This window comes from Qipengyuania marincola, from assembly GCF_029688625.1.
In the GTDB taxonomy this organism is placed as follows: Bacteria; Pseudomonadota; Alphaproteobacteria; order Sphingomonadales; family Sphingomonadaceae; genus Qipengyuania.
The window spans coordinates 396,789-420,720 of sequence record NZ_JARULC010000001.1; the positions used below are offsets into that span (position 1 = coordinate 396,789).

Here is a 23,932-nt window from a genome sequence, read left to right on the forward strand (position 1 = left end):
GTGCCCTCATCGCATTAAGGCCGCAGCTTATCCGCTCGCCAGTGTCGGCGCGCTCTGCAATATGACCAACGTGACAGGCTTCGATCTTCGCGAAACCGAGCACGGCGTCGAGGTCTGGTTCGTCGGCCGCCTCGTCCTTGTGCATACCTCTCAGAGGCCATGTCTTCGCCTCGGCCGCGGTGCGCTGGAGGTTGAGAGCCACCTCGGCCATTATCGCTTGGCCGAGCAGGTCGAATGGGTGGCTGCTGACGCGGCGCATGTGATGGGTGACGCCATCCGATTCCTCGATAGAAATGGGGAAGTTCTCGCCCGTGCGCATTTCGCTGGCGACGCCTTGACGGTCCAACCGGCGAGGGATGAATTTCGCTATGTGGAATTGTCGCTTCATGCGCTGGAGGACGAGAGTGTCTGGGGCGGCGGCGAGCAGTTTTCCTATCTCGACTTGCGCGGTCGAGCCTTCCCCCTGTGGGTCGGCGAGCCGGGAGTGGGCCGCGATCCGACTGGACCCCTGGCGCGACACATGGAGGAAACGCCGCTGAGAGCCGGCGACTATTGGACCACCAACTATCCGCAGCCGACGTTCCTGTCTTCGCGTCTGTTCGCGTGGCATGTCGATAGTCCGGCTTATGTCCACGCCGATTTCACCCTGGTCGACGCGCATCAGGTCCGATGTTTCGACGCGCCGTGCCGCGTCGAATTCTTTTCCGCGGAAACCATGCTCGACCTGGTCTCGGCTCTTGCGGAATATTTCCGGCACCCGCCCTCGCTGCCGGACTGGGCATTATCCGGCGCGATCATCGGCTTGAAGGATGGCGAGCGCAGCTTTGCGCGGCTCGACGCGATCATTGCTGCGGGTGCAGCAGTCACGGGATTGTGGTGCGAGGACTGGGCGGGGATCCGCCAGACCGACTTCGGCCGGCGCCTGTTCTGGGACTGGAAGGCAAGCGAGGACCGCTTTCCCAACCTCGCGGCGCGCATCGCCGATTTGCGGGAAAGGGGCATTCGCTTCCTCGCCTATGTGAACCCCTATCTCGCCACAGATGGCGAATTTTATCACGAGGCTGAGGAGAAAGGCTTTCTCGTCCGCGACCACACGGGCGAGGGGGCTTGCATCACCGATTTCGGCGGCTTCACCTGCGGCCACGTCGATCTGACGAATGGCGCTGCGGCGGACTGGTTCGCTGAACGTATCATCGGGCGGGAGATGCTCGATATCGGGATCGCGGGATGGATGGCTGACTTTGGGGAGTATCTGCCCACCGATGCCACGCTGGCCGATGGCAGCGATGCGATGCTGGCGCACAACCGCTGGCCCATGCTGTGGGCGCGGACCAATGCCGAAGCCGTGAAGAGGCGAGACAAAGCCGGCGAGGCGGTCTTTTTCATGCGCGCCGGGCACAGCGGTTCGCAGGCATACTGCCCGCTTTTGTGGGCCGGGGACCAATCAGTCGACTTCTCCTTCCATGACGGCATCGGAACGACCGTGGTCGCCGCGCTTTCCGCCGGGCTTGTCGGCAATCCCTGTCATCACAGTGATATCGGCGGATACACCAGCCTGTTCGGCAATGTCCGGAGCTCCGAATTGGTCATGCGGTGGGCGGAATTGGCCGCATTCACGCCAGTCATGCGTACCCATGAAGGGAACCGACCGAACGAGAATCTTCAGGTCGACAGCACGCCCGAATTGCTGGCGCATTTCGCGCGTATGACTCGCCTGCACGCAGCGATGGCACCATATACCAGCAACCTTTGCGAGGAGGCCGCCAGAACCGGCCTCCCGCTTCAGCGTCCGCTTTTTCTGCATTACTGGGATGACCTGCAGGCGCGAAGGATAGAACGGCAGTATCTTTATGGCCCGGACCTGCTTCTGGCGCCGGTGCTCGAAAGCGGAGCGAGATACTGGCCCTGCTACCTGCCGGCAGGCGACGATTGGCAGCACCTGTGGAGCGGCGAGCCTTTCGTCGGTGGCGCCAAGGTCACGGTAGCGGCGCCTTTCGGCCTGCCGCCGGTATTCGTTCGCAAGGGTTGCGCCCGTGCGGATTTTTTCCGAGGGCTGGGTACACATTTCACCACGAAAGACCCTCCGGAATGAGCGATGATCACTTCCTACCCCTGCCGCCCGAAACCCGCCCGTTGGGCGAGGAAGGGCCGCACATCAGTGCCGCGGCCTGGGGAATGTGGCGCTTCGCCGGTAGGAGCGTCCAGGAGGCGACGCGGCTGGTCGAGACCGCGCTCGAGGCAGGTATAACCCTGTTCGACACGGCCGATATCTACGGCGTCGACGGACCGGGCTGGGGATCGGCGGAGGCACTGCTGGGCCAGGTCTTCGCGTCCACCCCGGGCCTGCGCGAACGGCTGGTGCTGGCGACGAAGGGTGGGATCGTGGTGGGTGTGCCCTATGACAGCTCGCCAGCCTATCTCGCTTCGGCCATCGACGCCTCGCTTTCGCGCTTGCAGGTCGATCATGTCGAGCTGTGGCAGGTCCATCGCCCCGACGTGCTGACCCACCCTGAGGAATTGGCCCGCACGCTGGAAGACGCGGTGCGCAGCGGTAAGGTCGGGGCGGTCGGCGTGTCGAATTTCACGCCGTCGCAGATCGACGCGCTACGCCACTTCCTCGACATTCCGCTGGTGTCGACCCAGCCCGAATTGTCGGCACTCCACCTGGGACCGCTGGAGGACGGCCAACTCGAGCATGCGCTGCGTGATCGGATGACGGTCCTGGCATGGTCCCCCCTCGGTGGCGGTCGGATCGCAGCGCCGAACACTTCGCGTGAGCATGAAGTCGCTGCCGCGCTGGATGACGTGGCGCATGAGCAGGGCGTCAGCCGCGCGCTCGCCGCGATGAGCTGGATCGCCGCCCATCCTGCCCACCCGGTCCCTATTGCCGGCAGCCAGAATGCGGATCGCATCGCGGAACTGGCGCGGCTGCGCGATGTTCGCTGGACTCGCCAGCAATGGTATGCGGTGCTGACCGCTGCGCGCGGGGAACCGCTGCCCTAGGCGATCAGCGAAGCAAGCACGCGACGCCGGCCGGTAAAGGGCCGGCGGCCGTGCATCACACGGTGGTTGTCCACCAAGGCGATGTCGCCCGGTTGCCAGGCGAGGTTGTAGGACAGCGCTTCACCCAATTCGACCGCGAGCGCCATGTCGTCGGGATCGATCGCGCTGCCATCGCCATAGGCGACCGGGCGGACGCTTCCACCCTCATCGGCGGCCCACCCGCGCCAAGCCGCGATCAGCTGATTGAAAAAGCTGCGGCTTCCATCGGGAAGCTTGCGGATTGCCGGCAGGACCGGCGTGGTGACGGCAAGCGCGCCATTGTCTAGCCAGCGCCATTCGTACCCGAGCGAAGCCAGCTTCACTTCCGCAGCTTCGCGCGTTTCTGCGCTCAGGGTCGATTTCCAGCTACGTCCCTGTCCCGACTGGGCATCGTTCTCGCCCGGCATGGTGTGGCGATACCGCACGCCGAGCCTTTCGAGCCTGTCCACGAACCCTGAAGCCCGCTCCGACAGCGCTTCGACCACGCAGTCGGACCGGCATAGCGGGGTTTCGCCACCGGTTTCGGCCGCGATCTCGCAGAAGAAGAACAGTTTCGACGGGAAGATCGGCGTCTGCGCCATTTCGTGATGCAGGTATATTCCGGCCTCGGGCGGAGCTTCGTTGGCAGTGAAAACGCGCGGGGTAACGTTCACCCGTACCGCGTTGGAAAGCGACTCGTCATAGGTAAAGGCCTTCTCGCCATAGGCCTCGACCGCGGCGTCAAAGGCTTGCCCATCGGATGCCTCGAAACCACGCAGCAGCACCGCGCCTTCGCTTGCCAGCGCTGCATCGATCTCGCTCTTGTTCGCCGCGACGTGAGCTGCGGCGGGACCATCGCCGGTGACCACGGCGGGGAACGTATCGGGAGGGCGGAGGGCAATCATGACCGGAGCCTTAGGCGCGTCGCCATGGCGGTCAATGGCCCCGCTGGAACTGGACCGGCGCGTATTCCGGAAAGTTGCGCGAACAGGCGACCAACATGGCACGGGTTTCCTCGCGGTCGGCCACCGCCAGTCCGGGCGGCGGCGCTTGCATCTTCGCCGGTGGCGGAAAGGTGCCATAGCCGGCAAGCAGGCAATGCCAGCTCATGCTGGAATAGTGCGGCTTGCCGCCATGCTGCTGTGCATTGAGCTGGCCGATATCCTCGTGCGTGAACCAGCCGGTTACCAGCGCCTTGAGATTGTTCGACAGCGCATGATTGGCTGCATTGTCGCGCCAGTACTGCGTGTCGCTGCGCTGGTTCAGGCGATAATGCGCCACGATGTAGTCGCGGATGCCTTCGTATTTCGCGGCGATCCGGCGATTGAACTCCTCGCGGTTGCGCGCGGTAAAGTCGCCACTCTCGAAAGCGCGCGCGAAATCCAGTGCGGTTACGATCACGATATGCAGTGCGGTTGCCTCGAGCGGTTCGAGAAAGCCTTGCGAAAGACCGACCGCGAGGCAGTTCCGGGTCCAGCTGTCCTTCACCCGTCCCACGCGCATCCGGAGGAAACGGGCGTCCCCTTCATCCTCCATGCCAACGGCCTGCCGCAGCTCCGCTTCGGCCTCGTCGTCTGACAGGTAGCGCGAAGAATACACATAGCCGTTGCCGACCCGGCTGGTCAGCGGGATCGACCAGCGCCAGCCCGCACGCATGGCGATGGCGTCTGTCTGCGGCTTTATCGCGTCGCGATGCGGGGTCGGGATCACTACCGCGCGATCATTGAAGAGGTTTTCGGCGAAAGGCAGGAATTGCGTGCCGAGTTTTTGCTGGGCGATCAGCGAGCCGAAACCGGAGCAGTCGACGAAAGCATCGCCGTCGACCCGTTCCCCACCCTCGCACAGCAACGCAGCAACGTCACCCGCCTGATCGAGTTCGACATCCACGACCTTGAGCGGCCGGTGATCCAGCCCGCGCGCAACCGCCCACTCGCGCAGGAATGCGCCGAGCTTGTAGGCGTCGAAATGATAGCCGTAGCTCGGCGGGAAGGGAAACGCCTCGCCCGGATGCGGCGCCTTGCTTGCTTCGGCCAGCGTTTCGGCGATGAACCAGTCGTCCGGATGGGCGGGAACGTCGAAGCCCCGCCGCGCGAGCATGCAATTGTGCAGGAAGCCTGGTTCGCTGTGCAGGTCGATCGGCGCGGGGAATGGGTGAAAATAGCTCTCGAACCCCGGCCGCTCGCTCCATCCGGTGAAGCGGATACCGAGCTTGTAGGTGGCATCGCACGCGGCCATCCATTCGGCTTCCTCGATGCCGAGATGGTCGAAGAAAGCCTTCAGTTGGGGCGTCGAGCCCTCGCCGACGCCGATGATCCCCATCTCGGGGCTTTCCACCACAGTTACCGATCCGCCGCGCGCGCCCCATTCGTGATGTAGCAAACAAGCCGTCATCCAGCCGGCGCTGCCGCCGCCGAGTACGACGGCGCGGGGAGGGGTGCGGGTGGTCACCCGCCGAGCGGTATCAGCCTGATCGCAAACCCGCCACCCGGCGCCATGCGCAGGTCGAGCGTGTCGGTGGCGGTAACGGTGCGATCCTCGATCACGATCTCGAACCGCGCATCGCCGCGATAGTCCGAGGTCGGCGCATCGCGATAGATTTCGGCCCGGTACGTTTGGCCGCCTTCAAGGAAATCCAGCGAAACCGAGGTATCGCGGCCCTGCGCGTCGGCCCCGCCGCCGACGAACCATTCCTCGCTGTTACGATCCTTGCGCGCGGTAACGACGTATTCTCCGATCGCTGCATCGAGAATGCGGCTTTCGACCCAATCTGCCGGAACGTCCTTGATGAACTGGAAGGGCTCGGGGTGCTCGGCGTAATGCTCTGGCAGGTCGGCGACCATCTGGATCGGCGAATAGATCAGCACATACTCGGCGAGCGCGCGCGCCATCGTCATTTCGAGCGGCTGGCCGCGGCCCTGCAGGCTGAGGACACCCGGCGTATAGTCCATCGGACCCGACAGCATGCGGGTGAAGACCAGCGTCGGCACGTGGCTCGGCCCGTTGGTCGGCACGCCCCAGGCAGCGAACTCCATGCCGCGTGCGCCCTCGCGGCTGACCCAGTTGGGATAGGTGCGGCGCAGGCCGGTATCCTTGACGGGTTCGTGCGGGTTCATTGCGATCTGCCGCTTGGCCGCCTCGGTCACGACCTTCAGGTGGTGCCGCTGCATTACCTGGCTTTCGGTGCATTCCCGCGTCTCGCGGCCATCGGGATGGACATAGCGCAGATTGCAGGCATCGGTGACGTAACCGCTCTTGATCGTCTTCACCCCGCGCTCGGCCATGAGATCCAGGCCCGCTTCGAGCTGGCTTTCGTAATTGCCGACATCGCCGCTGGTCTCATGGTGGCCAACGATCGGCACGCCCTTTTGGGCGGCATAGCGGGCCAGTTCCTCGAAGTCGTAGTCCGGATAGGATTCGGTGAAGCTGAAATCCGCGCCATTGAAAAACCAGTTACCATCCCAGCCGATGTTCCAGCCCTCGACCAGCACGCCGTCGAAGCCGTTCTCTGCCGCGAAGTCGATGTAGCGCTTCACGTTCTCGGTCGTCGCGCCGTGTTTCGGACCGGAGCCCCACGTCTCTTCGTCGAGGTGCAGCGACCACCAGACGCCGACATATTTGTGCGGGGTGAACCAGCTGACGTCGCCCAGCTTGTTGGGTTCGTTGAGATTGAGTTCGACGAGGCTCTCGGCAAGTCCGGCGGCATCGTCGGAGATGCGGATCGTGCGCCACGGCGTTGCGAAGGGAATATCGCGGACAGCGCGTGCCGGCGTGCTCCCCGTGGGAGCCAGCGTTGCGCGGAAATTTGTTCCCGTCGTCCGCTTCACCCACATGCCGGCATAATCGACCAGCGCCGCCTCATGCAGCGCGACATGCGTGCCGTTCTCCATCCGGAAGGTCAGCGGCGTATGCGCGAGCGATACGGCCGAGATCGGCGTCTCTTCGTAAAGATACTCGTAGCGGTTCCACTCGCCGCCCGGGATCCACCAGGCGGTGCCGTCCTGCGCGAGATTGAACTCGGTCAATTCCTCCGCAACCCGCAACGTCTCGCCAAGGCTTGTGTCATCGAACACATAGCGGAAGGCGACCGCATCGTCGAAAACGCGGAAGACGACGCCGAACTTGCGTTTCTCGTCGCTGTCCTCCTCGAAACGCACCGTAAGTTCATTGTGGTGATCGCGCACGAAGCGCTGTTCGCCCCACGGCTGTTCCCACGTCTCGTCATGACTGTCGCGTGCGGCCCCGACGATGGCGAGGCGGCGGTCGAGCTTGTCCTGATCTGACAAAAGAAGACCGAGACGGCTTTCCGTCAGCACCGGATTGCCATCCTTCTCCACACGGTAGAAGGGGCGGCCCTCTCCGTTCACGTCGACTGTCACGGTCAATCCGCCGTCGGGCGAGGTGACAATCTCCTCGGCCAATGCTGCCGGAGCAGCGAAGAACAGGGCGATACCGGAAAGGATCGAAATCGATTTCATAGCTCTATCACCATTGCGCCATAGGGCGGAAGTATCTCTGCGGTAGCGTTATTGACGGTGGCGAGGACGTGCCCCTGCCCAAGGTCGTGCGGAATGGGTGCGCCTTCGGCGCCGAGGTTGAACAGGCAGCGGATCGTTTGCCCCGGCGCCTGTCGTTCGATGAGGAAGATGCCATCGAGCGTCTCGCACCGCGCCACCGATCCGTGGTGCAGCGCGGGATTGGCGTTGCGCAGGGCGAGCATCGCGCGGGTATGATTCAACAGGGAATCAGCGCGATCTTCCTGCCCATCGACGGCGCGTCTGGCGTTTTCCTCGCCGACAGGGAGCCAAGGCTCACCCGAAGTGAAGCCGGCATTCGGCGCCGAAGTCGACCACGGCATTGGCGTGCGTGCCCCGTCGCGGCTCAGGGTCAGTGGCCAATTGGCGATCGCTTCGGGATCGTGCAGCTGCTCGAAGGGAATTTCGACTTGGGTGAGGCCCAGTTCTTCGCCGTAATATAGGATGATATTGCCGCGCAGGGACGCCAGCAGGAGCGCCTTCATCCGGGCCGCTGCATCGCGCTCGCCCGCGCTCCACCAGCGGCTGACGGCGCGCGGCGCATCGTGGTTTTCGAATGCCCAGCTCGGCCAGCCGGTGCCGCGTTCGTCGGGCCACTGCGCCAGCGCGGCGCAGATCGCGCCCGCCGTCAGTTTGTCGGCATAGAGGAAATTGAAGCCATAGGCGGAATTGAGGCGTGCATCCCCTTCTGTGAAGGCTTTCATCTCGCGCTCGGCCTCGTCCCCGCCCACCTCGGCGACGGTGAACACACCGTCGAACTCGTCAGTCAGCGCCCGGATGCGTTCGATGAAAGCCGGGATGTCCGGGTGGCTCTGGTTGTATTTCTTCAGCTGGAAATCGAACGGCCGGGTGCGCTGCCTGTCGGTCGCGGGGGCCGGCGGATTATCGCGCAGCTCCGGGTCATGCATCGCGAAGTTGAGCGCATCGATGCGAAAGCCGTCGACGCCGCGCTCCAGCCAGAACCGCATAACGTCAAGCACGGCTTGTTGCGCCTGCGGATTGTGAAGGTTCAGCTGCGGCTGGCTGCTGAGGAAATTGTGCAGGTAATATTGCCCCCGCCGTGCGTCCCAGGTCCACGCGGGCCCCCCGAACACGGACTGCCAGTTCGAAGGCGGCGACCCGTCGGGCTTGGCATCGGCCCAGACAAACCAGTCGTGTTTCGGATTGGTTCTGTCGGAGCGACTTTCCGCAAACCACGGATGTTCGTCAGAAGTGTGCGAATAGACCTGGTCGATGAGCACCTTGAGGCCGAGCTCATGCGCGCGCGCGACCAGCGCGTCGAAATCGGCCAGCGTGCCGAAGATCGGATCGACGTCGCAATAATCGGCGACGTCATAGCCGAAGTCCTTCATCGGCGAGACGAAGAAGGGCGAGATCCAGATGGCATCGACGCCGAGTGATGCGACATGCGGCAGGCGCTGGGTGATGCCCGGAAGGTCGCCGATGCCGTCGCCATTGGAATCCTGAAAGCTGCGCGGATAGATCTGGTAGATCGCTGCGCCCTTCCACCATGGCAGCGCGGCGCTCGCGGCTTCGGCCCGCATCGAGGGTTCGTGACGATTCACTCGGCGGTCTCCGACACGCGGCACAGCGCCCAGCCGAAGGCGGGCAGGGTGAAGGCCGCGCTGCCCGGCACCGTTACGGCAGAGGGACAGGCGCCCGCAAGCGTTTCCAGCTCCCGCGCCTTGTAGTCGAGTACTACATTCGCGCTGCGCTGCGCCCCGGTCGTATTGAATACGGCCAGATATTCGGTTCCGTCATCCGGATCGAAGCGGCTGGCAGCGAAAATACCGGCTTCCTGTTCGTAATGGCGAATGACCTGCCTGCCGCGCGTCAGGGCGGGATGTGCCTTTCGGACTTCCGAGAATTCCGCGATCAGGCGGAAGAGCGGGTGGTTCTCGTCGAAATTGCTCGTGGCGGTAGTGGCATCGGTGCCGATGAGATCGTTGTCATTGTAGACCGCCGTTTGCGAGGGGAACATGTCCTCGCGCGCCAGCTGGTCGTTGCCATCGCCGACGAAGCCCTGCTCGTCGCCATAGTAGATCACCGGGCTGCCGCGCAGACTCAGCATCATCGCATGGCCCAGCATGACCCGGGCCAGCAACTCCTCCTGCGAGATATCCGGCTTGTCCCATTTTATGAGCGTCGAGAACCGGCCCATGTCGTGATTGCCGAGGAAGGTCGGCAGACCGAGCGCCGCTTCCTCACCTCCTTCATACAGCACATCGCCGTCGAACATGTGCGCGAGCACCACCGTGCCCTGATCGCGGCCCAGCAATTCGCGCATGGCCGCCTGAAACGCGAAATCGAGCACCGAAGGCAATTTGTCGCGGCGCGTGTATTCCGCGATGTAGCCGTTCTGAGGGATGTCCTTGTAGACCTCGCCGAACATGTGAAAATTCGGGATGCCTTCTTCTTCCGCGACCTCTTCCAGCGCGGGCACAAATTCCTGCCAAAAGCCGGGATCGACATGGCGTGCCGTGTCGATCCGGAAGCCGTCGACACTGAAATCGCGCACCCAGGCGGAAAAGATTTCGATCATCCCCTCGCGCACGCGCGGATGCTCGGTGAAGAGGTCGTCGAGCCCGGAGAAGTCGCCGAAGCGGCTGTCCTCGCCGGTAAAGCTGCTGTTGCCGCGATTGTGGTAATAGATCGGATCGTTGAGCCAGGCAGGGACTTTGACGTCCTTCTCGGCATCGGGAACGACCGGTGTGTAGGCGAAATTCGGGTTCACCAGCTTGGCGAAGTTTTCCTCGCTGCTGTCCTCGTCGCCGATGAAGCCGGGATTGATCCGCTCGCCGGACACGTCACCGACCGTCGAGTAGGGATAGTCGCCCTTGCTGCGATATTCGAAATTGGTTTCCGGCCCGTCGGCATAGGTGATGACGTCGGCGGTGTGGTTGGTGATGATGTCCATGTAGACTTTCATCCCGCGCGCATGCGCCGCGTCGACGAAGGCCTTGAATTCCTCGCGTGTGCCGAAATGGCCGTCGGGGCGGGTGAAGTCGGTCACCCAATATCCATGATAGCCCGCACTTTCCTCGCCCGGCGGGCCCTGGACAGGCTTGTTCTGGAAGATCGGGGCGAACCAGATCGCCGTGACGCCAAGCCTCTCGAGATAGTCGAGACGCTGGGTAAGACCTTTCAGATCACCGCCGTGGAAGAATCCCTTGGCGGTCGGGTCGAAGCCGGTCTCGAGCCGCCCTCCCGTGAAGTCGCCCGTATCGTTGGATGGATCGCCATTTTCGAAACGATCGGGGAGGACAAAATAGACAATTTCCTCCGACGGCTCACGCTCGCGGAAATCGGACCTACCGCCGGGAGCTGGCGACTGTGCGTGTGCGCAGGCACTCATGCCGAGGGCCAGGAGAGGGAGGGCGAGGCGGATCATGCGGGTACTCCCTGTGTGGAGGCAGACGTCATCATTGACTGAAGGAAATCGAGGTGCCGCGGCATCTGCCGTACTTCTTCGACCAACCCCGCTTCGGTCCCGTCGAGCAGGCTACGCAGCTCGTTTTCAGGCAGGATATCGGCCAGCGGATTGTAGCCCCGAGCCGCGACACCCTGGCCGACCAGCACCTGGAACCAGCCCACCTCGGTGAACAGCTCTTCGTGCTCGCGATGGATGAGACCGGTTGCACGCCATTGCTCCAATTTGGCGGTCAGCGTGTCGGGCAAGTCCATACTGCGCACCCCGTCCCAGAACGGCTCCCCCTCGCGCGCATTGGCGGTGTAGTGGAGGATCAGGAAATCGCGGATGCGCGACCATTCGAAATTGCACTGGGCGTTGAACCAGTCGACGATCGCCGGATCGGGTTCCGCAGCCGGAAGAACGCTGAGGAAGCGGCTGATGCTCGCCTGGATAAGATGGATCGAGGTCGATTCCATCGGCTCGAGGAAACCGGCCGACAAGCCGACCGCGAGGCAGTTCTTGTGCCACATCTTGCGCCGGACGCCGGTTGTGAAAGGGATCGTTCGCGGTTCGGCGAGCGGTTCGCCATCGAGATTGGCGAGCAATGTGTCCGCCGCTTCACCGTCGCTCATATGCGCGGTCGAATAGACGAGGCCGTTGCCGATGCGATGCTGGAGAGGAATGCGCCACTGCCAACCCGCCCTGCGCGCGATCGCCTTTGTATACGGCGTGAAATCGCCGCCATTGGCGCACGGGACCGCCATTGCCCGGTCGCAGCGCAGCCACTGTGTCCACTCCTCGTAGCCGGTCTCGAGCGCCTGTTCGATCAGCAGGCCGCGAAAGCCAGTGCAGTCGATGAAGAAATCACCTTCGATCCTACGGTCGCCGTTGAGGTGGAGAGCGGTGATGTTGCCGGAAGTGCCGTCCTGCGCAACGCGCTCGATCTTCCCTTCGTGGCGGGTGACGCCGCGTGCCTCGGCAAAACGACGCAGATAGGCCGCATAGAGCCCGGCGTCGAAATGGTAGGCATAGGGCATCTCAGGTGCGCCCGGAGCGCGCCTGCCGCGCTGCATGCGCATGGTGCGCGCTGCCAGCTCGTTAAGCGAATAGCGCATCAGCGGCTTGGCGAAACCAAGCTGTTTCGCGCGCAACCAGTAATGCTGGAAAGGTAGCAGGCCCGCACCCCGGCCGACTGTTCCGAAGGCGTGCATGTAGCTCTCGCCTTCGCGGTGCCAGCCATCGAACTCGATGCCGAGCTTGAAGCTGCCCTTCGTCTCGCGGACGAATTCCGCCTCGTCCAGGCCCAGTGCGCCGTTGAAGAGGTGGATTTGCGGGATCGTCGCCTCGCCGACGCCGACCGTGCCGATCGCGTCGCTCTCCACCAGTTCGATCGCGGTGCCGGGCGGCACGAAGCGCGCCAGCGCGGCCGCCGCCATCCATCCGGCGGTCCCGCCGCCGGCGATGACGAAGCGCTTGATGGCGCGTTTCTCTCTAGGTGCGTCGGACATGATCGACTCGATCCCCTTGGCTCATGCGTCCGCCATGCCATGGCAGGGCGATGGCTGGGCAGGCAAATGGGGGCGGGGCGACCGGGAGGAGATGGCCGCCCCGCAAGTCAGTCTCTGATCAGAAGCGGTAAGACGCCCCGACCAGGTAAGTGCGACCGTATTCTTCGTAATCGATGATGAACTGACGGTCGCCGTCGGTGTAGTTGATGAACGGCTCGTTGGTGAGGTTCAGTGCCTGCAGAGTGACCGACAGACCTTCCAGCGAAGTGCCGTCCTCGAAACGATAGCCGATCTGGGCATCGAAGATCGATTCCGGATAGGTCAAGCGCTGTGCGCGGCTGGCCGAGATGCCGGGGAATTCTGCCAGGAATTCGGTACGATAGCGATGGCTCAGACGCGCTTCGAAACCGCTATTCTCGTAGTAGACCGTCGAGTTCACGACCCATTTGGAGAGGCCAGGGACGTCGGTTTCGAAGGGATCGTCCTCCAGCGGATAGATGGTCAGTTCGCTGTCGGTGTACGAAACGCTGGTCTGGAAGCCGAAGCCGGAAGCGAAGCCACTTGTGAACGTAGAGAACGGCAGCGAGAGGCTCGCTTCGATCCCGCGGATGTAGCCGTCGGCCCGGTTGTCCGGCGCGCTCACCAGTCCGAGATAAGTGGTCGCATCAGCGAAAGCGCGCTGCTGCGGCGACAGGATTGGGCGCAAATAGCTGAAGTCGCGGACCACCGATGCATTCGGGTTCACGAAATCGTCCAGCCATTTGTGGTAACCGGCAATTGCGAAATATCCGGCGCCGCCGAAGTACCATTCGTAAGACAGGTCGAAGCCGTTGGCGATATAGGGCCGCAGGCGCGGGTTGCCGCCTCCGCCGCTGAAGATCGATCCGGTCTCGATATCGACGACATCGCTGACGCCGGCGTTGGACGACGCGCTGAGGTAGTCCATCCGGGCACGCGACAGCGTCCGCGCCGCGCCGAAGCGCAGTTTCATGTCCGGCGCGATCTCGAAGTTGAGAGTCATGCTCGGCAGGATGTGTGAATAGTCTTCCGTCTCGAACACCGGGATGGCGCTGGCGCCAACACCGCCATCGGAATCGAAGCCGGCAGAGCTTTGCTGCGTGAAGACTGCCTGCACGCCCATGTTACCGGTGACCGGCAGCGATCCAAGCATGGTATCGATGTCCATCCGCAGATAGCCGGTGTAGACATCCTCCGTCACCGTCCAGTCGCCCGGATAGGGCAGATCGGAGCTCTCGATGCTGGTTAGGATATAGGTCCCGTCATTCAGCAGCGCGAACGGATCGTAAGCGACCTGCGGGCCGAAGCCGAGGAAGCCCAGGCTGGCGATCGGGTCGAGCAGCGCGCTTTCGGGGATCGGCGCACGGGTGGTGGCACCATCCGCGATGAACGCGCCATTGGGTCCGGCGAGACTGAGGAAGTTCTGCGTGATGTCGCGCGATTTCTGGCGATGATCGTAGGAAAAACCGGCCACAAGGCTCTTGATCGTATCATCCTCCACCTTGCCGACGACTTCACCGCGCATGGTCCACAATTCGTCGTCCGTGGTCGTGTCGTTGATGAAGCCGGCCTGCACGATGCCGCGCCCGCCACCCCAGCCGCGCGGGTCGGTCAGCTGGATCAGGTTCGTATCCGAATAGTCCACCTGATTGGTGAACTGAAACGGGAAGCCTCCTGAATTGCGCGTGTAGGTTACCACGTCGCCCATATTGAAGCCGGGGCCGGTTTGTGCGGCGAAATTGAGGCCTGAATAGCTTTCAATCTGCTGCAAGCGGCGGTCGGCACGCGAATATGCAACGTCGGCCATTAGGATGACGTCGTCATTCTCGTAGCGGGCATTGTAACCCACCGCGAAGGTTTCGACGTCCTTGCGGTCATAATCGTTGCGGACCACCGGCTGGACGTTGGAGAAGGTCACGCTGTCGGGAAAGTCACCACCGCTGGTCGATTCGATGGTTGTGCCGGCACCCCAGCCTGGATTGAGCGGAAACTCGATGCCGCGCTGCGGAATGCGTTCACGGTAGTCGGCATAGAAAACGTCGAGCGTTCCGGTCCACTCGGGCGTCGGCTGCCACTCGACAGTGCCAAACGCTCCAAGGCGATCAAGATCGACCGAGCGCGCGAACGGCTTCATGCCGCCGAGCACGATCTGGCCGCTATCGTCAGGATAGCCCCAGGCGTTGAAGCGCTCGACCTGGCTCGGGCTGGACTGGTAGGCGACGCCCAGTGCAACGCCCAGCGTATCGTCGGCGAACTGGTCGACATAAGTGCCGGTGGCGCGATAGCCCCAGCCTTCGATGTCCGGATTGAGAGAACCGTCCTCGTTAAATTCGAGGCGGCCCGACAGCGAGACGATCCGCTCGCCCTTCGACAGCGGACGGATCGTGCGCAGATCGACCGTGCCGGCAAGCCCCTGACCGATGAGACCGGCATAGGGGACCTTGTAGATCACGCCCTGGTCGATCAATTCGGCTGGGTACTGGTCGTATTCCACGGCGCGGTTGTCGCCCGAGGAGACGAGTTGGCGACCGTTCAGCAGCGAGTTCGAATAGTCGGGCCCCAGGCCGCGAACCGAAAGGCTCTGGGCGCGACCGTCGACACGCTGCACCGCAAGGCCAGGCAGACGGCCCAGCGTTTCGGCAATCGAGACGTCGGGCAGCTTGCCGATGTCTTCCGAGCTGAATGCTTCCGCGATGACCGGCGTGTTGCGCTTCAGGCCCACCGCGGTTTCCAGCGACTGGCGATAGCCCTCGACGACGATGACGTTGTCTTCGGCCTGCTCGTCAGCGGTATCCTCGCCTGGCTCCAGCGTGGCGTCCTGCGCAATGGCAGGGGTCGCGAGCGCGGCGAGTGCGATCGAAATGGCGCCGGTACTGATGCCCCCGGCAAGAGACTTGCGAAATGCCATGTATGCTCTCCCAACGGGTCCGGATTTTTATGCAGTCCCGGACCGAATCCTAATCCCCACAGGCGGCACACGGCCTGCCTGTTCATCGTCTGGATAGGTTGGAATGCGCGGTCTCAGGAAGACAGCATACGTATACGCATACCGCTTTGGCGCCCTTTCAGTCGCCGAAATGTCACAAGATTATGCGTCGCTCAGGCAAGAAAGAGATTGAGGGTGAGGCGGCCGGTCTGCGGATCGGTATCGGGCGCGAAATCGGCCGGCAAGTCAGCGCAATGAAGCGTGTTGCCGCGATACAGGATCATCGTGTTGAAGACCCCTTCGACACGGTGGATGCGTTCGAAAAGGTCGGTATCGCCAGAAATATATTGTGCGTCGGGCAATCCGTGCCTCGAAATTCCCTCTTCCAGCCGCGATCGATAAAGCTCGAACCGCTCGCTACCGACACTCTCGAACCCGGTGGAGCGTTGCCTATAGAAGCCGGTACCGCCACGCTCGGACCGGTCGAGATAGAGCAGCACTGCGATACGCTCGCGCTCGGTTCCATCGAAATGCGGTAAGCGCTGGATCGGGGCGAGCTCGGCCGGGGGTATGGTGACCAGGCTGAGATAGCATTCATGATAGAGCGGCGGGCGCGCCAATTCGAAGACCCTCTCAATCTGGTCCAGCAGCGGCACGACCAGCGGCATTGCGATCGCCTCGGACACCGGTGCCCGCATCCCGGGGTAGAATTCACCGTGGCGAGCAAACTTGTGGCGAGCCGCGATCTCGACCACCCTTTGGGGGTCCGGCAGCGCATTCTCGACCGTCAGTAGCGACTGCGCCTCCCGCCCGAACTGCGATGTGCTTGCTCGGGCATTGGTGGCAAGGGAAAGCGGGCTGGACATTTGCGCCACGCATAGGCGCAAAACTGCAGGATTGGGAACCACCTGCGATTGCCATGCGCCGCCGCTTTGCTAAGGTCCCTGCCAAGGCCCGCCAGCGCGGGCCGGGAGGAGAGAGATGGGTCGCAAGCCGACGGGTCGGCCGACCAGCTTCGATATCGCCTACGCGGCGGGGGTTTCACAGCCGACCGTCAGCCGCGCGCTGCGGGGGGACCGTTCGGTCAGCGCCCAGACCCGCGAACGCATCAAGCAGATTGCTCGTGACCTCAATTACACGGTCGACAAGAATGCCTCCTCGCTCCGCTCCCAGCGGTCGAACACGATTGCCCTGCTGTTCTTCGAGGATCCCACGCCCGACGAAAGCATGATCAATCCCTTCTTCCTGGCCATGCTGGGTTCGATCACCCGGGCCTGTGCCGATCGCGGGCTCGACCTGCTGATTTCCTTCCAGCGTATGGAGGATGACTGGCACGTCCAGTATCAGGACAGCCATCGCGCAGACGGCCTGATCCTGCTCGGCTATGGCGACTACACCGTCTATCGAAAGCGCCTGGACCAGCTTGAGCAACAGGGCACCCATTTCGCCCGCTGGGGTTCGGTTTCGTCGGACAGCAGCGGCGTTACGGTGGGAACCGACAATTACGCGGCGGGAGTGCTCGCAGGGCGGCACCTTGCGGAAAGCGGTCGCCGGGCGGTCGCCTTCATCGGTCATGCGGACGAGCATTATCCCGAATTCGCAGGTCGGTACGCAGGCTTGTGCGAAGCCTTGCGTGAAGCAGGGATCGAACCTGATCACAAGCTGCAATATGATGCGATCACGACCGAGGAGGCCGGCCATTGCGCGGCCCAGGCGTTGATCGCAAGCGGCAGGCAATTCGACGCCATCTTTGCCGCCAGCGATCTGATTGCGATTGGCGCGATGCGCGCGCTGGTCGAAACCGGCCGCAGCGTCCCGCGCGATGTGGCAGTCGTCGGTTTCGACGATATTCCGGCCGCGAGCCTCACCACGCCGCCATTGACCACGATCATGCAGGATATCGGCGGTGCGGGGCAGGCGCTGGTGGAAACACTGATCGCACAGATCGAGGATCGCGACTTGCCGCCGCGCAAGCTGCCGGGAAAGCTCGTCATTCGCGGGTCGAGCGCCGTCGGCTAAACGCGCTTGCGTATTCGTATACGTGCTTGGCGCAGAAGGTCGGTCATGCAACCGTCTTACGCAGAATTGTCGAGCGGACGCGAAGATCCGCGCGCAAGGGACTGAGGAATCGTATCTATGGCCACGACACCGATGGTGGACGCCGCACGCAAGCCGCATATGGGCTGGGGCGGGCTTGCCAATATCAGCTTCGGCTTTTTCGGCATCCAGATCGGCTTCGTGCTGCAGAATTCGAACATGAGCCGGATTTTCCAGACCGTTGGTGCCTCGCTGGACGATCTGCCTGCGCTATGGGTCGCGGCTCCGCTGACCGGACTGATCGTGCAGCCGATCATCGGCCACCTGTCTGACAAGACGTGGAACCGCTTCGGCAGGCGTCGGCCTTATTTCATGACCGGTGCATTGCTGGCTGCGATCTCGCTCTTCCTGATGCCGCTGGCGCCGGTGTTCGCCGCGCCGCTGCTGTTTGCTGCCGCCCTGTTGTGGGTGCTCGATGCGAGCCTGAATATTGCGATGGAGCCCTTCCGCGCCTTCGTGGGCGACATGCTCGACAGATCGCAGCATGCGACCGGCTATGCGGTGCAGACGGCGTTCATCGGCGCGGGCGCGGTGGTCGCTGCAATCTTCCCATGGCTGCTCGAACAGTTCGGTGTGAGCAATGTCGCGCCCGCCGGACAGATCCCGGATACCGTGCGCTGGAGCTTCTGGGCAGGTGCGGTCGCGCTGTTCTGCGCCATCGGCTGGACGGTGGTGACCACGCGCGAATATTCCCCTGAGGAAATGGCGCGCTTCGAAGCCGAGCGCGCGGTCGAGGCAGGTGCCCCGGTCCGCGCGCTTGCCGCCAAAAGCTATGGCAGCGCGCTGCTCTGGATGGCAGCGGGCGCAGTGGTCGCATTGCTGGTCGCTCCGCTCGGGCTGGAGAAGGAAATCTACCTGCTCGGCGGCCTGCTTGCGACCTATGGTGTCCTCAGCGCCATCGCCATTTCGATGGCCAGGCAGGGCCGCTCGGCCAACATGCTGTCGAGCATCGTTGGCGATTTCTCGGGCATGCCGGACACGATGAAGCGGCTCGCCCTGGTCCAGTTCTTCAGCTGGTCCGCGCTCTTCATCATGTGGATCTATTCAGGCCCGATCGTCTCCCAATATTTCTATGGCAGCGCCGATCCAACTACCGCCGCCTATAACGAAGGCGCGAATTGGTGGAACCTGATCTACACCGTCCAGAACGGGGTCGCCGCAGTGGCCGCGCTCGCGCTTCTGCCGGCCATGAGCCGCAAGCTCGGCAAGGCGAAAACGCACATGACCTGCCTGTTGCTCGGCGCGACGGGTTTCCTCGGTTATTTCGTGCTGCGCGATCCGACATTGCTGATCGTATGCGAGATCCTCAAGGGTATCGCCTGGGCCTCGATCCTCGCCATGCCCTATGCGATCCTCGCCAGCAGCCTGCCTCAAGCCAAGCTCGGCATCTATATGGGGCTTTTTAATATCTTCATCGTCGTACCGCAGCTGCTGGTGGCCACCGTCATGGGCAGTGTGATGAAGGCGTTTTTCCCTGGCGAGCCCATCTGGACCATGCTGTTCGCCGCCGCCAGCTGGGCGCTCGCCGCCTTCGCCATGCTCCGGGTCGAAGTGCCCGGCGAAAACCCTCAGGAGACAGCCCATGCATAAGCTTCTCGCAGGCGCCGCCGCGCTCTCCCTTCTGATCACCGGCACAGGGGCTGCACCCGCTCTTGCCGACGACCATGCCGCCTCGCCCTGGCAGCCGCAAAGCGTGGTTGAGATCGAGCATCCCGAGTGGTCGCGCAAGGCGGTGCTTTACCAGATCAACACGCGTCAATTTACCGAGGAAGGCACCTTCGCCGCCGCGCAGGAGCAGCTACCTCGACTGAAGGCGCTTGGCGTCGACATCCTCTGGCTGATGCCGATCCACCCGATCGGAGAGGTCAATCGCAAGGGCGGCCTCGGCAGTCCTTATTCGGTGAAGGACTATTACGATGTGAACCCCGAGTTCGGCACGAAGGAGGACTTCCGCGCCTTCGTCGATGCTGCGCACGCTCAGGGGTTCAAGGTCATTCTCGACCTCGTCGCAAATCACACAGCGTGGGACAATGACCTCGCCCGTCAGCATCCGGACTGGTACGAAAAGGACTGGAAGGGCGACTTCCGCCCGACGCCGTGGTGGGACTGGTCCGACATCATCGATCTCGACTGGTCGCAGCCCGGCGTGCGCGAGCATGTCGGCGAGGCGATGGAATATTGGGTCCGCGAATTCGACGTCGACGGCTATCGTGCCGATGTCGCCGGTTACGTTCCGCTCGATTTCTGGAACATCATGCGCGACCGCCTGACCGCCATTCGCCCGGTCTTCATGCTGGGCGAGGTCCAGGAAACCGCGTTCCATCACAAGGCCTTTGACGCGACCTATGCCTGGGACTGGCACAACACGACCAAGAACGTCGCACAGGGCAAGGGCAACGCCACCAGCTTCTACGGCTATTATGCCGAGAACGAGAGCCTGTGGCCCGAAGAGGCCATGCGCATGACCTATATCGAGAACCACGACAGCAACGCGTGGGAAGGCACGATCTACGAAAATTACGGCGAGGCGCTCTACGCGATGACGGCGCTGTCCTTCACCGGCGAAGGGTTGCCACTGATCCACAATGGCATGGAAGCCTGCAACGCCAAGCGGCTCGAGTTCTTCGAGAAGGATGCGATCGACTGGAGCCAGGGCCGCGGCTGCGTTTACGGGACGCTGCTCGAACAGCTGGTGGACTTCCGCAAGAGCAATCCTGCGCTCGACAACGGGCAGTGGGGCGCACGCATGCACAAGGTCGAGAACTCAGCGCCCGAGCAATTGCTCTCGTGGGTAAGGCAGACGGACGGCAACAAGGTCCTCGGCCTGTTCAACATGAGCGACAGGCCAGTCAGCGCGACCCTGACGAGTGGCCTACCCGCCGGCACCTATGGCGAGTTTCCGCTCGGACGAGAGGTCACGATCCGCGAGGGCGAGCAGATCGAGCTGCCCGCATGGGGCTGGCGCCTGCTGGCGAGCGGCGACGAGTAATTCCCCCCGCCACCGCCTGCGTCTATCAATCGACGAAATCGTCGACCCGTTCGATGATGATCGCCGGGGCCATGCCGCCTGCCGCGCACATGGTGACGAGGCCGTAGCGCTTGTCCTGCCGCTCCAGCTCGTCGATCATCGTGCCGATGAGGATCGAGCCGGTCGCACCGATCGGGTGGCCGAGCGCGATCGAGCCGCCGTTGACATTGACCTTGTCCCAATCGAGCTCGAGATCGCGCACGAACTTTGCCGCCACCACAGCGAAAGCCTCGTTGATTTCGTAAAGGTCGATGTCGTCCTTGGTCAGGCCGGCCTTTTCCAGCACCTTCTTTGCTGCCGGGACCGGGGCATTCAGCATCAGCGTGGGATCGTCACCCATATTCGCGGTTGCGACGATGCGCGCACGCGGCTTGAGGCCGTGCTTCTGCGCATAATCCTTGCTCGCCACCAGCACGGCGGCAGCGCCGTCGACCACGCCGGAGCTGTTGCCGGCATGGTGGAAGTGCTTGATCTCGAGATCGGGATATTTCGCATTGACCAGCCCGGCAAAGGTCGTGCCGTTCTTGTCGAGCGGGACGTTGGCGATCTTGGCGAAAGCAGGTTCCAGCTCGGCCAGTCCTTCGCGTGTCGTCTGCGGACGCGGGTATTCTTCCGTGTCGAGCACGACATTGCCTTCGTCGTCCTTTACCGGGACGACCGACTTGTCGAAGCGGCCTTCCTCGATTGCCTTGGCGGCGCGCTGCTGGCTGCGATAGCCGACTTCGTCCAGCTCCTCGCGTGTGAAGCCTTCCATCGTGGCGATGGCATCGCCGCATACGCCCTGGTGGCTCTGCGGATGGCTAGCCTGCAGCCGCTCGTTATAGCTGCCCATCATCGGCGGTTTCAGCCCGGCGGCCATCTTGTCCTTCGACATCTGCGCGGTGAGACTCATCATCTCGGTGCCGCCGGCGACCACGCAATCTTCCATGCCGCTCATCACCTGCGCCGCGGCCAGCGCAACCGAGGTAATGCCGCCGCCGCAGAAGCGGTCGAGCGTCGTGCCGGACGAGGTGATGTCGTAGCCCGCGTCCAGCGCGGCCATGCGGCCCATGTCGCCCGCCTGCATGCCGTCCTGCGTGCTGACCGACCAGATCACATCGTCTACCGTTTTGGTGTCGAGGTCGTTGCGGTCCTTGATGGCCTTCAGGCAGGTCGCGGCGAGATGCTGCGGATGCATATGGGCAAGCGCGCCCTTACCCTGTTTCCCGATCCCGCGGGGGGTGCGGACGGCATCGATGATATAGGCTTCGGCCATGGCGTGGACTCCTCTCGGCTTGTCGATTGTTGCGGCGATTGCCGGTTGACGTTTGCGTAAGCCTCCCGCAGCAAGGGCGCAAGACAAGTTTCAGTTTGCAATGGAGAGAGCCCGCATGTCCGAGGAAGTCCTGACCCAAGTCGAGGACGGCATTCTGATCGTCACGATCAATCGCCCGGATGCCAAGAACGCCATGACCAAGGCCGCGGCCGAAGGGGTTGCCGCAGCGATGGACCGGCTCGACAGCGAGGACGATCTGCGTGTCGGCATCCTGACCGGCGCAGGTGGCACGTTCTGTTCGGGCATGGACCTCAAGGGCTTCCTGCGCGGAGAGAGCCCGGTCGTCGAAGGCCGCGGTTTCGGCGGCGTGGTTCAGGCGCCGCCGGCCAAGCCGCTGATTGCGGCGGTTGACGGCTATGCTCTGGCCGGTGGCCTCGAATTGATGATTGCGTGCGATCTGGTCGTGGCCAACAGCGGTGCGAAATTCGGCATTCCCGAAGTGAAGCGCGGCCTCGTCGCGGCAGCAGGGGGCGTGATGATGCTCCCCGACCAGATCCCCGAGCGGATCGCCATGGAACTGGCGCTGACCGGCGATTTCATCGACGCTGCGCGCGCATACGAACTGGGCCTCATCAACCGGGTGACCGACGGCTCCGCTCTTGAAGGGGCAAAGGAGCTCGCAGCCAGCATCGTCGCCAACGGCCCGCTTGCGGTAAAGGTCTCCAAGCAGATCATTCGCGAATCTCGCGCATGGCCGATGGACGAGCGCTATACGCGGCAGACGCAACTGATCGCGCCGGTCTTCGTCAGCGAGGATGCGCGCGAGGGAGCCGCGGCATTCGCCGAGAAGCGCAAGCCCGACTGGAAGGGCAAGTAAGCGCCCGGCGCCGCGACAGAATACGAGAGAGGATCACACGAAATGTCCGTTATCGACGTACCCCAGCCCGCCTTCATGGAAGACGAGGAAATTTCCATCTTCGCCGATGCCGTCGGCAAGTTCTATCAGCAGCATGCCCCCGAAAAACGCGTCCTGAAATGGCGCGAGAACGGCCAGGTAGAACGCGAATTCTGGAACGAGGCGGGTGAGGCGGGCCTTCTCGGCGTGTCGGTGCCGGAGGAGTATGGCGGGCACGGTGGCGATTTTCGCCACGACATGGTGGTGATCGACCAGCAGGCAAAGCACGGCGTCGAGGGTTTCGCCGCGAGCCTGCATAACACGGTCATCCTGCCATATCTCGTGCGTCACGGCACGGAGGAGCAAAAGAAGAAATACCTCCCGAAGCTCGTTACCGGTGAACTCGTCAGCGCCATCGCAATGACCGAGCCTGGCGTCGGCTCCGACCTCCAGAGCATCACGACCACCGCGCTCAAGGACGGCAACGGCTACCGCATCAATGGGGCCAAAACTTACATCTCGAACGGCCAGACGGCAGACTTCATTATCGTCGTCGCCAAGACAGACCCGAACGAACGCGCCAAGGGCATTTCGCTGATGCTCCTGGAAACCGAAGGGGCGGATGGCTTCCAGCGCGGCAAGAAGCTCGACAAGGTCGGAATGGATGCAGCCGATACGTCGGAGCTGTTCTTCGACGATGTCTTCGTGCCGGCGGAAAACGTGCTTGGCGGTGAAGAAGGCAAGGGTTTCTACCAGCTGATGGGCGAGCTGCCCCAGGAACGTCTGATCATCGCCATGGGCGCGATGACCGGGATCGAGCGCGCACTGGAAACCACGATGGATTTCGTCAAGAACCGCAAGGCTTTCGGCCAGACGATCTGGGACTTCCAGAACACGCAATTCGTGATGGCCGACCTCAAGGCGCGCGGCACGGCGGCGCGGGTCTTCGTCAACGATTGTATCGCGAAGCACCTCAAGGGCGAACTCGATGTGCCGACTGCCTGCATGGCCAAGTATTGGGTCACCGAGCTGCAGGGCGAGGTGGTGGACAAGTGCCTCCAGTTCCATGGCGGGGCGGGCTACATCAACGATTATCCCATCGCGCGCATGTACCGCGACAGCCGCATCACCCGGATATTCGGCGGCTCCAACGAGGTCATGAAGATGGTCATCGCCCGTTCGATGTAGTCAGGTTGCGGGGGATAGCGCGCGATGCGGCGCTTTCCCGATGCGGCCCGCA

16 protein-coding genes are annotated in these 23,932 nt (G+C 63.0%); 7 read left to right on the plus strand and 9 right to left on the minus strand.

Annotation, left to right across the window (positions count from 1 at the left end):
- Positions 1-61: 61 nt before the first annotated feature.
- On the plus strand, positions 62-2,092 hold the full coding sequence (locus tag P8Q88_RS02005) for an alpha-glucosidase (RefSeq protein WP_278322152.1): 2,031 nt from the start codon (positions 62-64) through the stop codon (positions 2,090-2,092).
- Positions 2,089-3,003, plus strand: a complete 915-nt coding sequence (locus tag P8Q88_RS02010) for an aldo/keto reductase (protein ID WP_278322153.1) — start codon at positions 2,089-2,091, stop codon at positions 3,001-3,003. Before P8Q88_RS02005 ends, P8Q88_RS02010 begins: the two co-directional genes overlap by 4 nt.
- Here P8Q88_RS02010 and P8Q88_RS02015 read toward each other — a convergent pair.
- The 8 genes from P8Q88_RS02015 to P8Q88_RS02050 form a co-directional block, all read right to left on the minus strand.
- Entirely contained in the window at positions 3,000-3,926 is a 927-nt protein-coding gene (locus P8Q88_RS02015) for a TauD/TfdA family dioxygenase (protein ID WP_278322154.1), read from the minus strand. The two genes, P8Q88_RS02010 and P8Q88_RS02015, sit on opposite strands and share 4 nt — an antisense overlap.
- Before the next feature lie 31 nt (positions 3,927-3,957).
- On the minus strand, positions 3,958-5,469 hold the full coding sequence (locus P8Q88_RS02020; RefSeq protein WP_278322155.1) for a tryptophan halogenase family protein: 1,512 nt from the start codon (positions 5,467-5,469) through the stop codon (positions 3,958-3,960).
- Entirely contained in the window at positions 5,466-7,496 is a 2,031-nt protein-coding gene (locus P8Q88_RS02025; protein WP_278322156.1) for a glycoside hydrolase family 97 protein, read from the minus strand. Before P8Q88_RS02025 ends, P8Q88_RS02020 begins: the two co-directional genes overlap by 4 nt.
- Positions 7,493-9,097 (minus strand): alpha-glucosidase, encoded by a 1,605-nt coding sequence (locus P8Q88_RS02030; protein WP_278322753.1) that lies wholly within the window; start codon positions 9,095-9,097, stop codon positions 7,493-7,495. The genes P8Q88_RS02025 and P8Q88_RS02030 overlap by 4 nt, the downstream gene beginning before the upstream one ends.
- Before the next feature lie 17 nt (positions 9,098-9,114).
- Positions 9,115-10,944 carry an alpha-amylase family glycosyl hydrolase gene (locus P8Q88_RS02035; RefSeq protein ID WP_278322157.1) on the minus strand — a complete coding sequence of 610 codons (1,830 nt, stop codon included), beginning with the start codon at positions 10,942-10,944 and terminating at the stop codon, positions 9,115-9,117.
- Complete coding sequence (locus tag P8Q88_RS02040; RefSeq protein ID WP_278322158.1) at positions 10,941-12,473, minus strand: tryptophan halogenase family protein; 1,533 nt, start codon at positions 12,471-12,473, stop codon at positions 10,941-10,943. The genes P8Q88_RS02035 and P8Q88_RS02040 overlap by 4 nt, the downstream gene beginning before the upstream one ends.
- 118 nt (positions 12,474-12,591) lie before the next feature.
- On the minus strand, positions 12,592-15,399 hold the full coding sequence (locus P8Q88_RS02045; protein ID WP_278322159.1) for a TonB-dependent receptor: 2,808 nt from the start codon (positions 15,397-15,399) through the stop codon (positions 12,592-12,594).
- Positions 15,400-15,590: 191 nt separating this feature from the next.
- A complete protein-coding gene (locus tag P8Q88_RS02050) occupies positions 15,591-16,283 on the minus strand; it encodes a DUF6445 family protein (RefSeq protein ID WP_278322160.1) in 693 nt (230 codons plus the stop codon).
- Between the two features lie 115 nt (positions 16,284-16,398).
- On the opposite strand from P8Q88_RS02050, the gene P8Q88_RS02055 reads away from it, so the two are divergent.
- The 3 genes from P8Q88_RS02055 (at position 16,399) to P8Q88_RS02065 (ending at position 20,503) form a co-directional block, all read left to right on the plus strand.
- Positions 16,399-17,436: a LacI family DNA-binding transcriptional regulator gene (locus tag P8Q88_RS02055; protein WP_278322161.1), complete on the plus strand. Its 1,038-nt coding sequence runs from the start codon at positions 16,399-16,401 to the stop codon at positions 17,434-17,436.
- Between the two features lie 117 nt (positions 17,437-17,553).
- A complete protein-coding gene (locus P8Q88_RS02060; RefSeq protein WP_278322162.1) occupies positions 17,554-19,104 on the plus strand; it encodes an MFS transporter in 1,551 nt (516 codons plus the stop codon).
- A complete protein-coding gene (locus P8Q88_RS02065) occupies positions 19,097-20,503 on the plus strand; it encodes an alpha-amylase family glycosyl hydrolase (protein ID WP_278322163.1) in 1,407 nt (468 codons plus the stop codon). Before P8Q88_RS02060 ends, P8Q88_RS02065 begins: the two co-directional genes overlap by 8 nt.
- A 25-nt stretch (positions 20,504-20,528) precedes the next feature.
- On the opposite strand, the gene P8Q88_RS02070 is transcribed toward P8Q88_RS02065, so the two are convergent.
- Positions 20,529-21,797, minus strand: coding sequence for an acetyl-CoA C-acetyltransferase (locus P8Q88_RS02070; RefSeq protein ID WP_278322164.1), 1,269 nt, complete (start codon positions 21,795-21,797; stop codon positions 20,529-20,531).
- A gap of 115 nt (positions 21,798-21,912) precedes the next feature.
- On the opposite strand from P8Q88_RS02070, the gene P8Q88_RS02075 reads away from it, so the two are divergent.
- Both P8Q88_RS02075 and P8Q88_RS02080 read left to right on the plus strand, forming a co-directional pair.
- Complete coding sequence (locus P8Q88_RS02075) at positions 21,913-22,674, plus strand: crotonase/enoyl-CoA hydratase family protein (RefSeq protein ID WP_278322165.1); 762 nt, start codon at positions 21,913-21,915, stop codon at positions 22,672-22,674.
- Between the two features lie 42 nt (positions 22,675-22,716).
- Positions 22,717-23,880 carry an acyl-CoA dehydrogenase family protein gene (locus P8Q88_RS02080; protein ID WP_278322166.1) on the plus strand — a complete coding sequence of 388 codons (1,164 nt, stop codon included), beginning with the start codon at positions 22,717-22,719 and terminating at the stop codon, positions 23,878-23,880.
- The last annotated feature ends 52 nt before the right edge of the window (positions 23,881-23,932 follow it).

Bases quoted from the DNA above. Each gene is read 5' to 3' on its own strand.
- P8Q88_RS02005 (WP_278322152.1), top strand. From the start codon at position 62: ATGACCAACGTGACAGGCTTCGATCTTCGCGAAACCGAGCACGGCGTC.
- P8Q88_RS02010 (WP_278322153.1), top strand. From the start codon at position 2,089: ATGAGCGATGATCACTTCCTACCCCTGCCGCCCGAAACCCGCCCGTTG.
- P8Q88_RS02015 (WP_278322154.1), bottom strand. From the start codon at position 3,926: ATGATTGCCCTCCGCCCTCCCGATACGTTCCCCGCCGTGGTCACCGGC.
- P8Q88_RS02025 (WP_278322156.1), bottom strand. From the start codon at position 7,496: ATGAAATCGATTTCGATCCTTTCCGGTATCGCCCTGTTCTTCGCTGCT.
- P8Q88_RS02030 (WP_278322753.1), bottom strand. From the start codon at position 9,097: ATGCGGGCCGAAGCCGCGAGCGCCGCGCTGCCATGGTGGAAGGGCGCA.
- P8Q88_RS02035 (WP_278322157.1), bottom strand. From the start codon at position 10,944: ATGATCCGCCTCGCCCTCCCTCTCCTGGCCCTCGGCATGAGTGCCTGC.
- P8Q88_RS02040 (WP_278322158.1), bottom strand. From the start codon at position 12,473: ATGTCCGACGCACCTAGAGAGAAACGCGCCATCAAGCGCTTCGTCATC.
- P8Q88_RS02045 (WP_278322159.1), bottom strand. From the start codon at position 15,399: ATGGCATTTCGCAAGTCTCTTGCCGGGGGCATCAGTACCGGCGCCATT.
- P8Q88_RS02050 (WP_278322160.1), bottom strand. From the start codon at position 16,283: ATGTCCAGCCCGCTTTCCCTTGCCACCAATGCCCGAGCAAGCACATCG.
- P8Q88_RS02055 (WP_278322161.1), top strand. From the start codon at position 16,399: ATGGGTCGCAAGCCGACGGGTCGGCCGACCAGCTTCGATATCGCCTAC.
- P8Q88_RS02060 (WP_278322162.1), top strand. From the start codon at position 17,554: ATGGCCACGACACCGATGGTGGACGCCGCACGCAAGCCGCATATGGGC.
- P8Q88_RS02065 (WP_278322163.1), top strand. From the start codon at position 19,097: ATGCATAAGCTTCTCGCAGGCGCCGCCGCGCTCTCCCTTCTGATCACC.
- P8Q88_RS02070 (WP_278322164.1), bottom strand. From the start codon at position 21,797: ATGGCCGAAGCCTATATCATCGATGCCGTCCGCACCCCCCGCGGGATC.
- P8Q88_RS02075 (WP_278322165.1), top strand. From the start codon at position 21,913: ATGTCCGAGGAAGTCCTGACCCAAGTCGAGGACGGCATTCTGATCGTC.
- P8Q88_RS02080 (WP_278322166.1), top strand. From the start codon at position 22,717: ATGTCCGTTATCGACGTACCCCAGCCCGCCTTCATGGAAGACGAGGAA.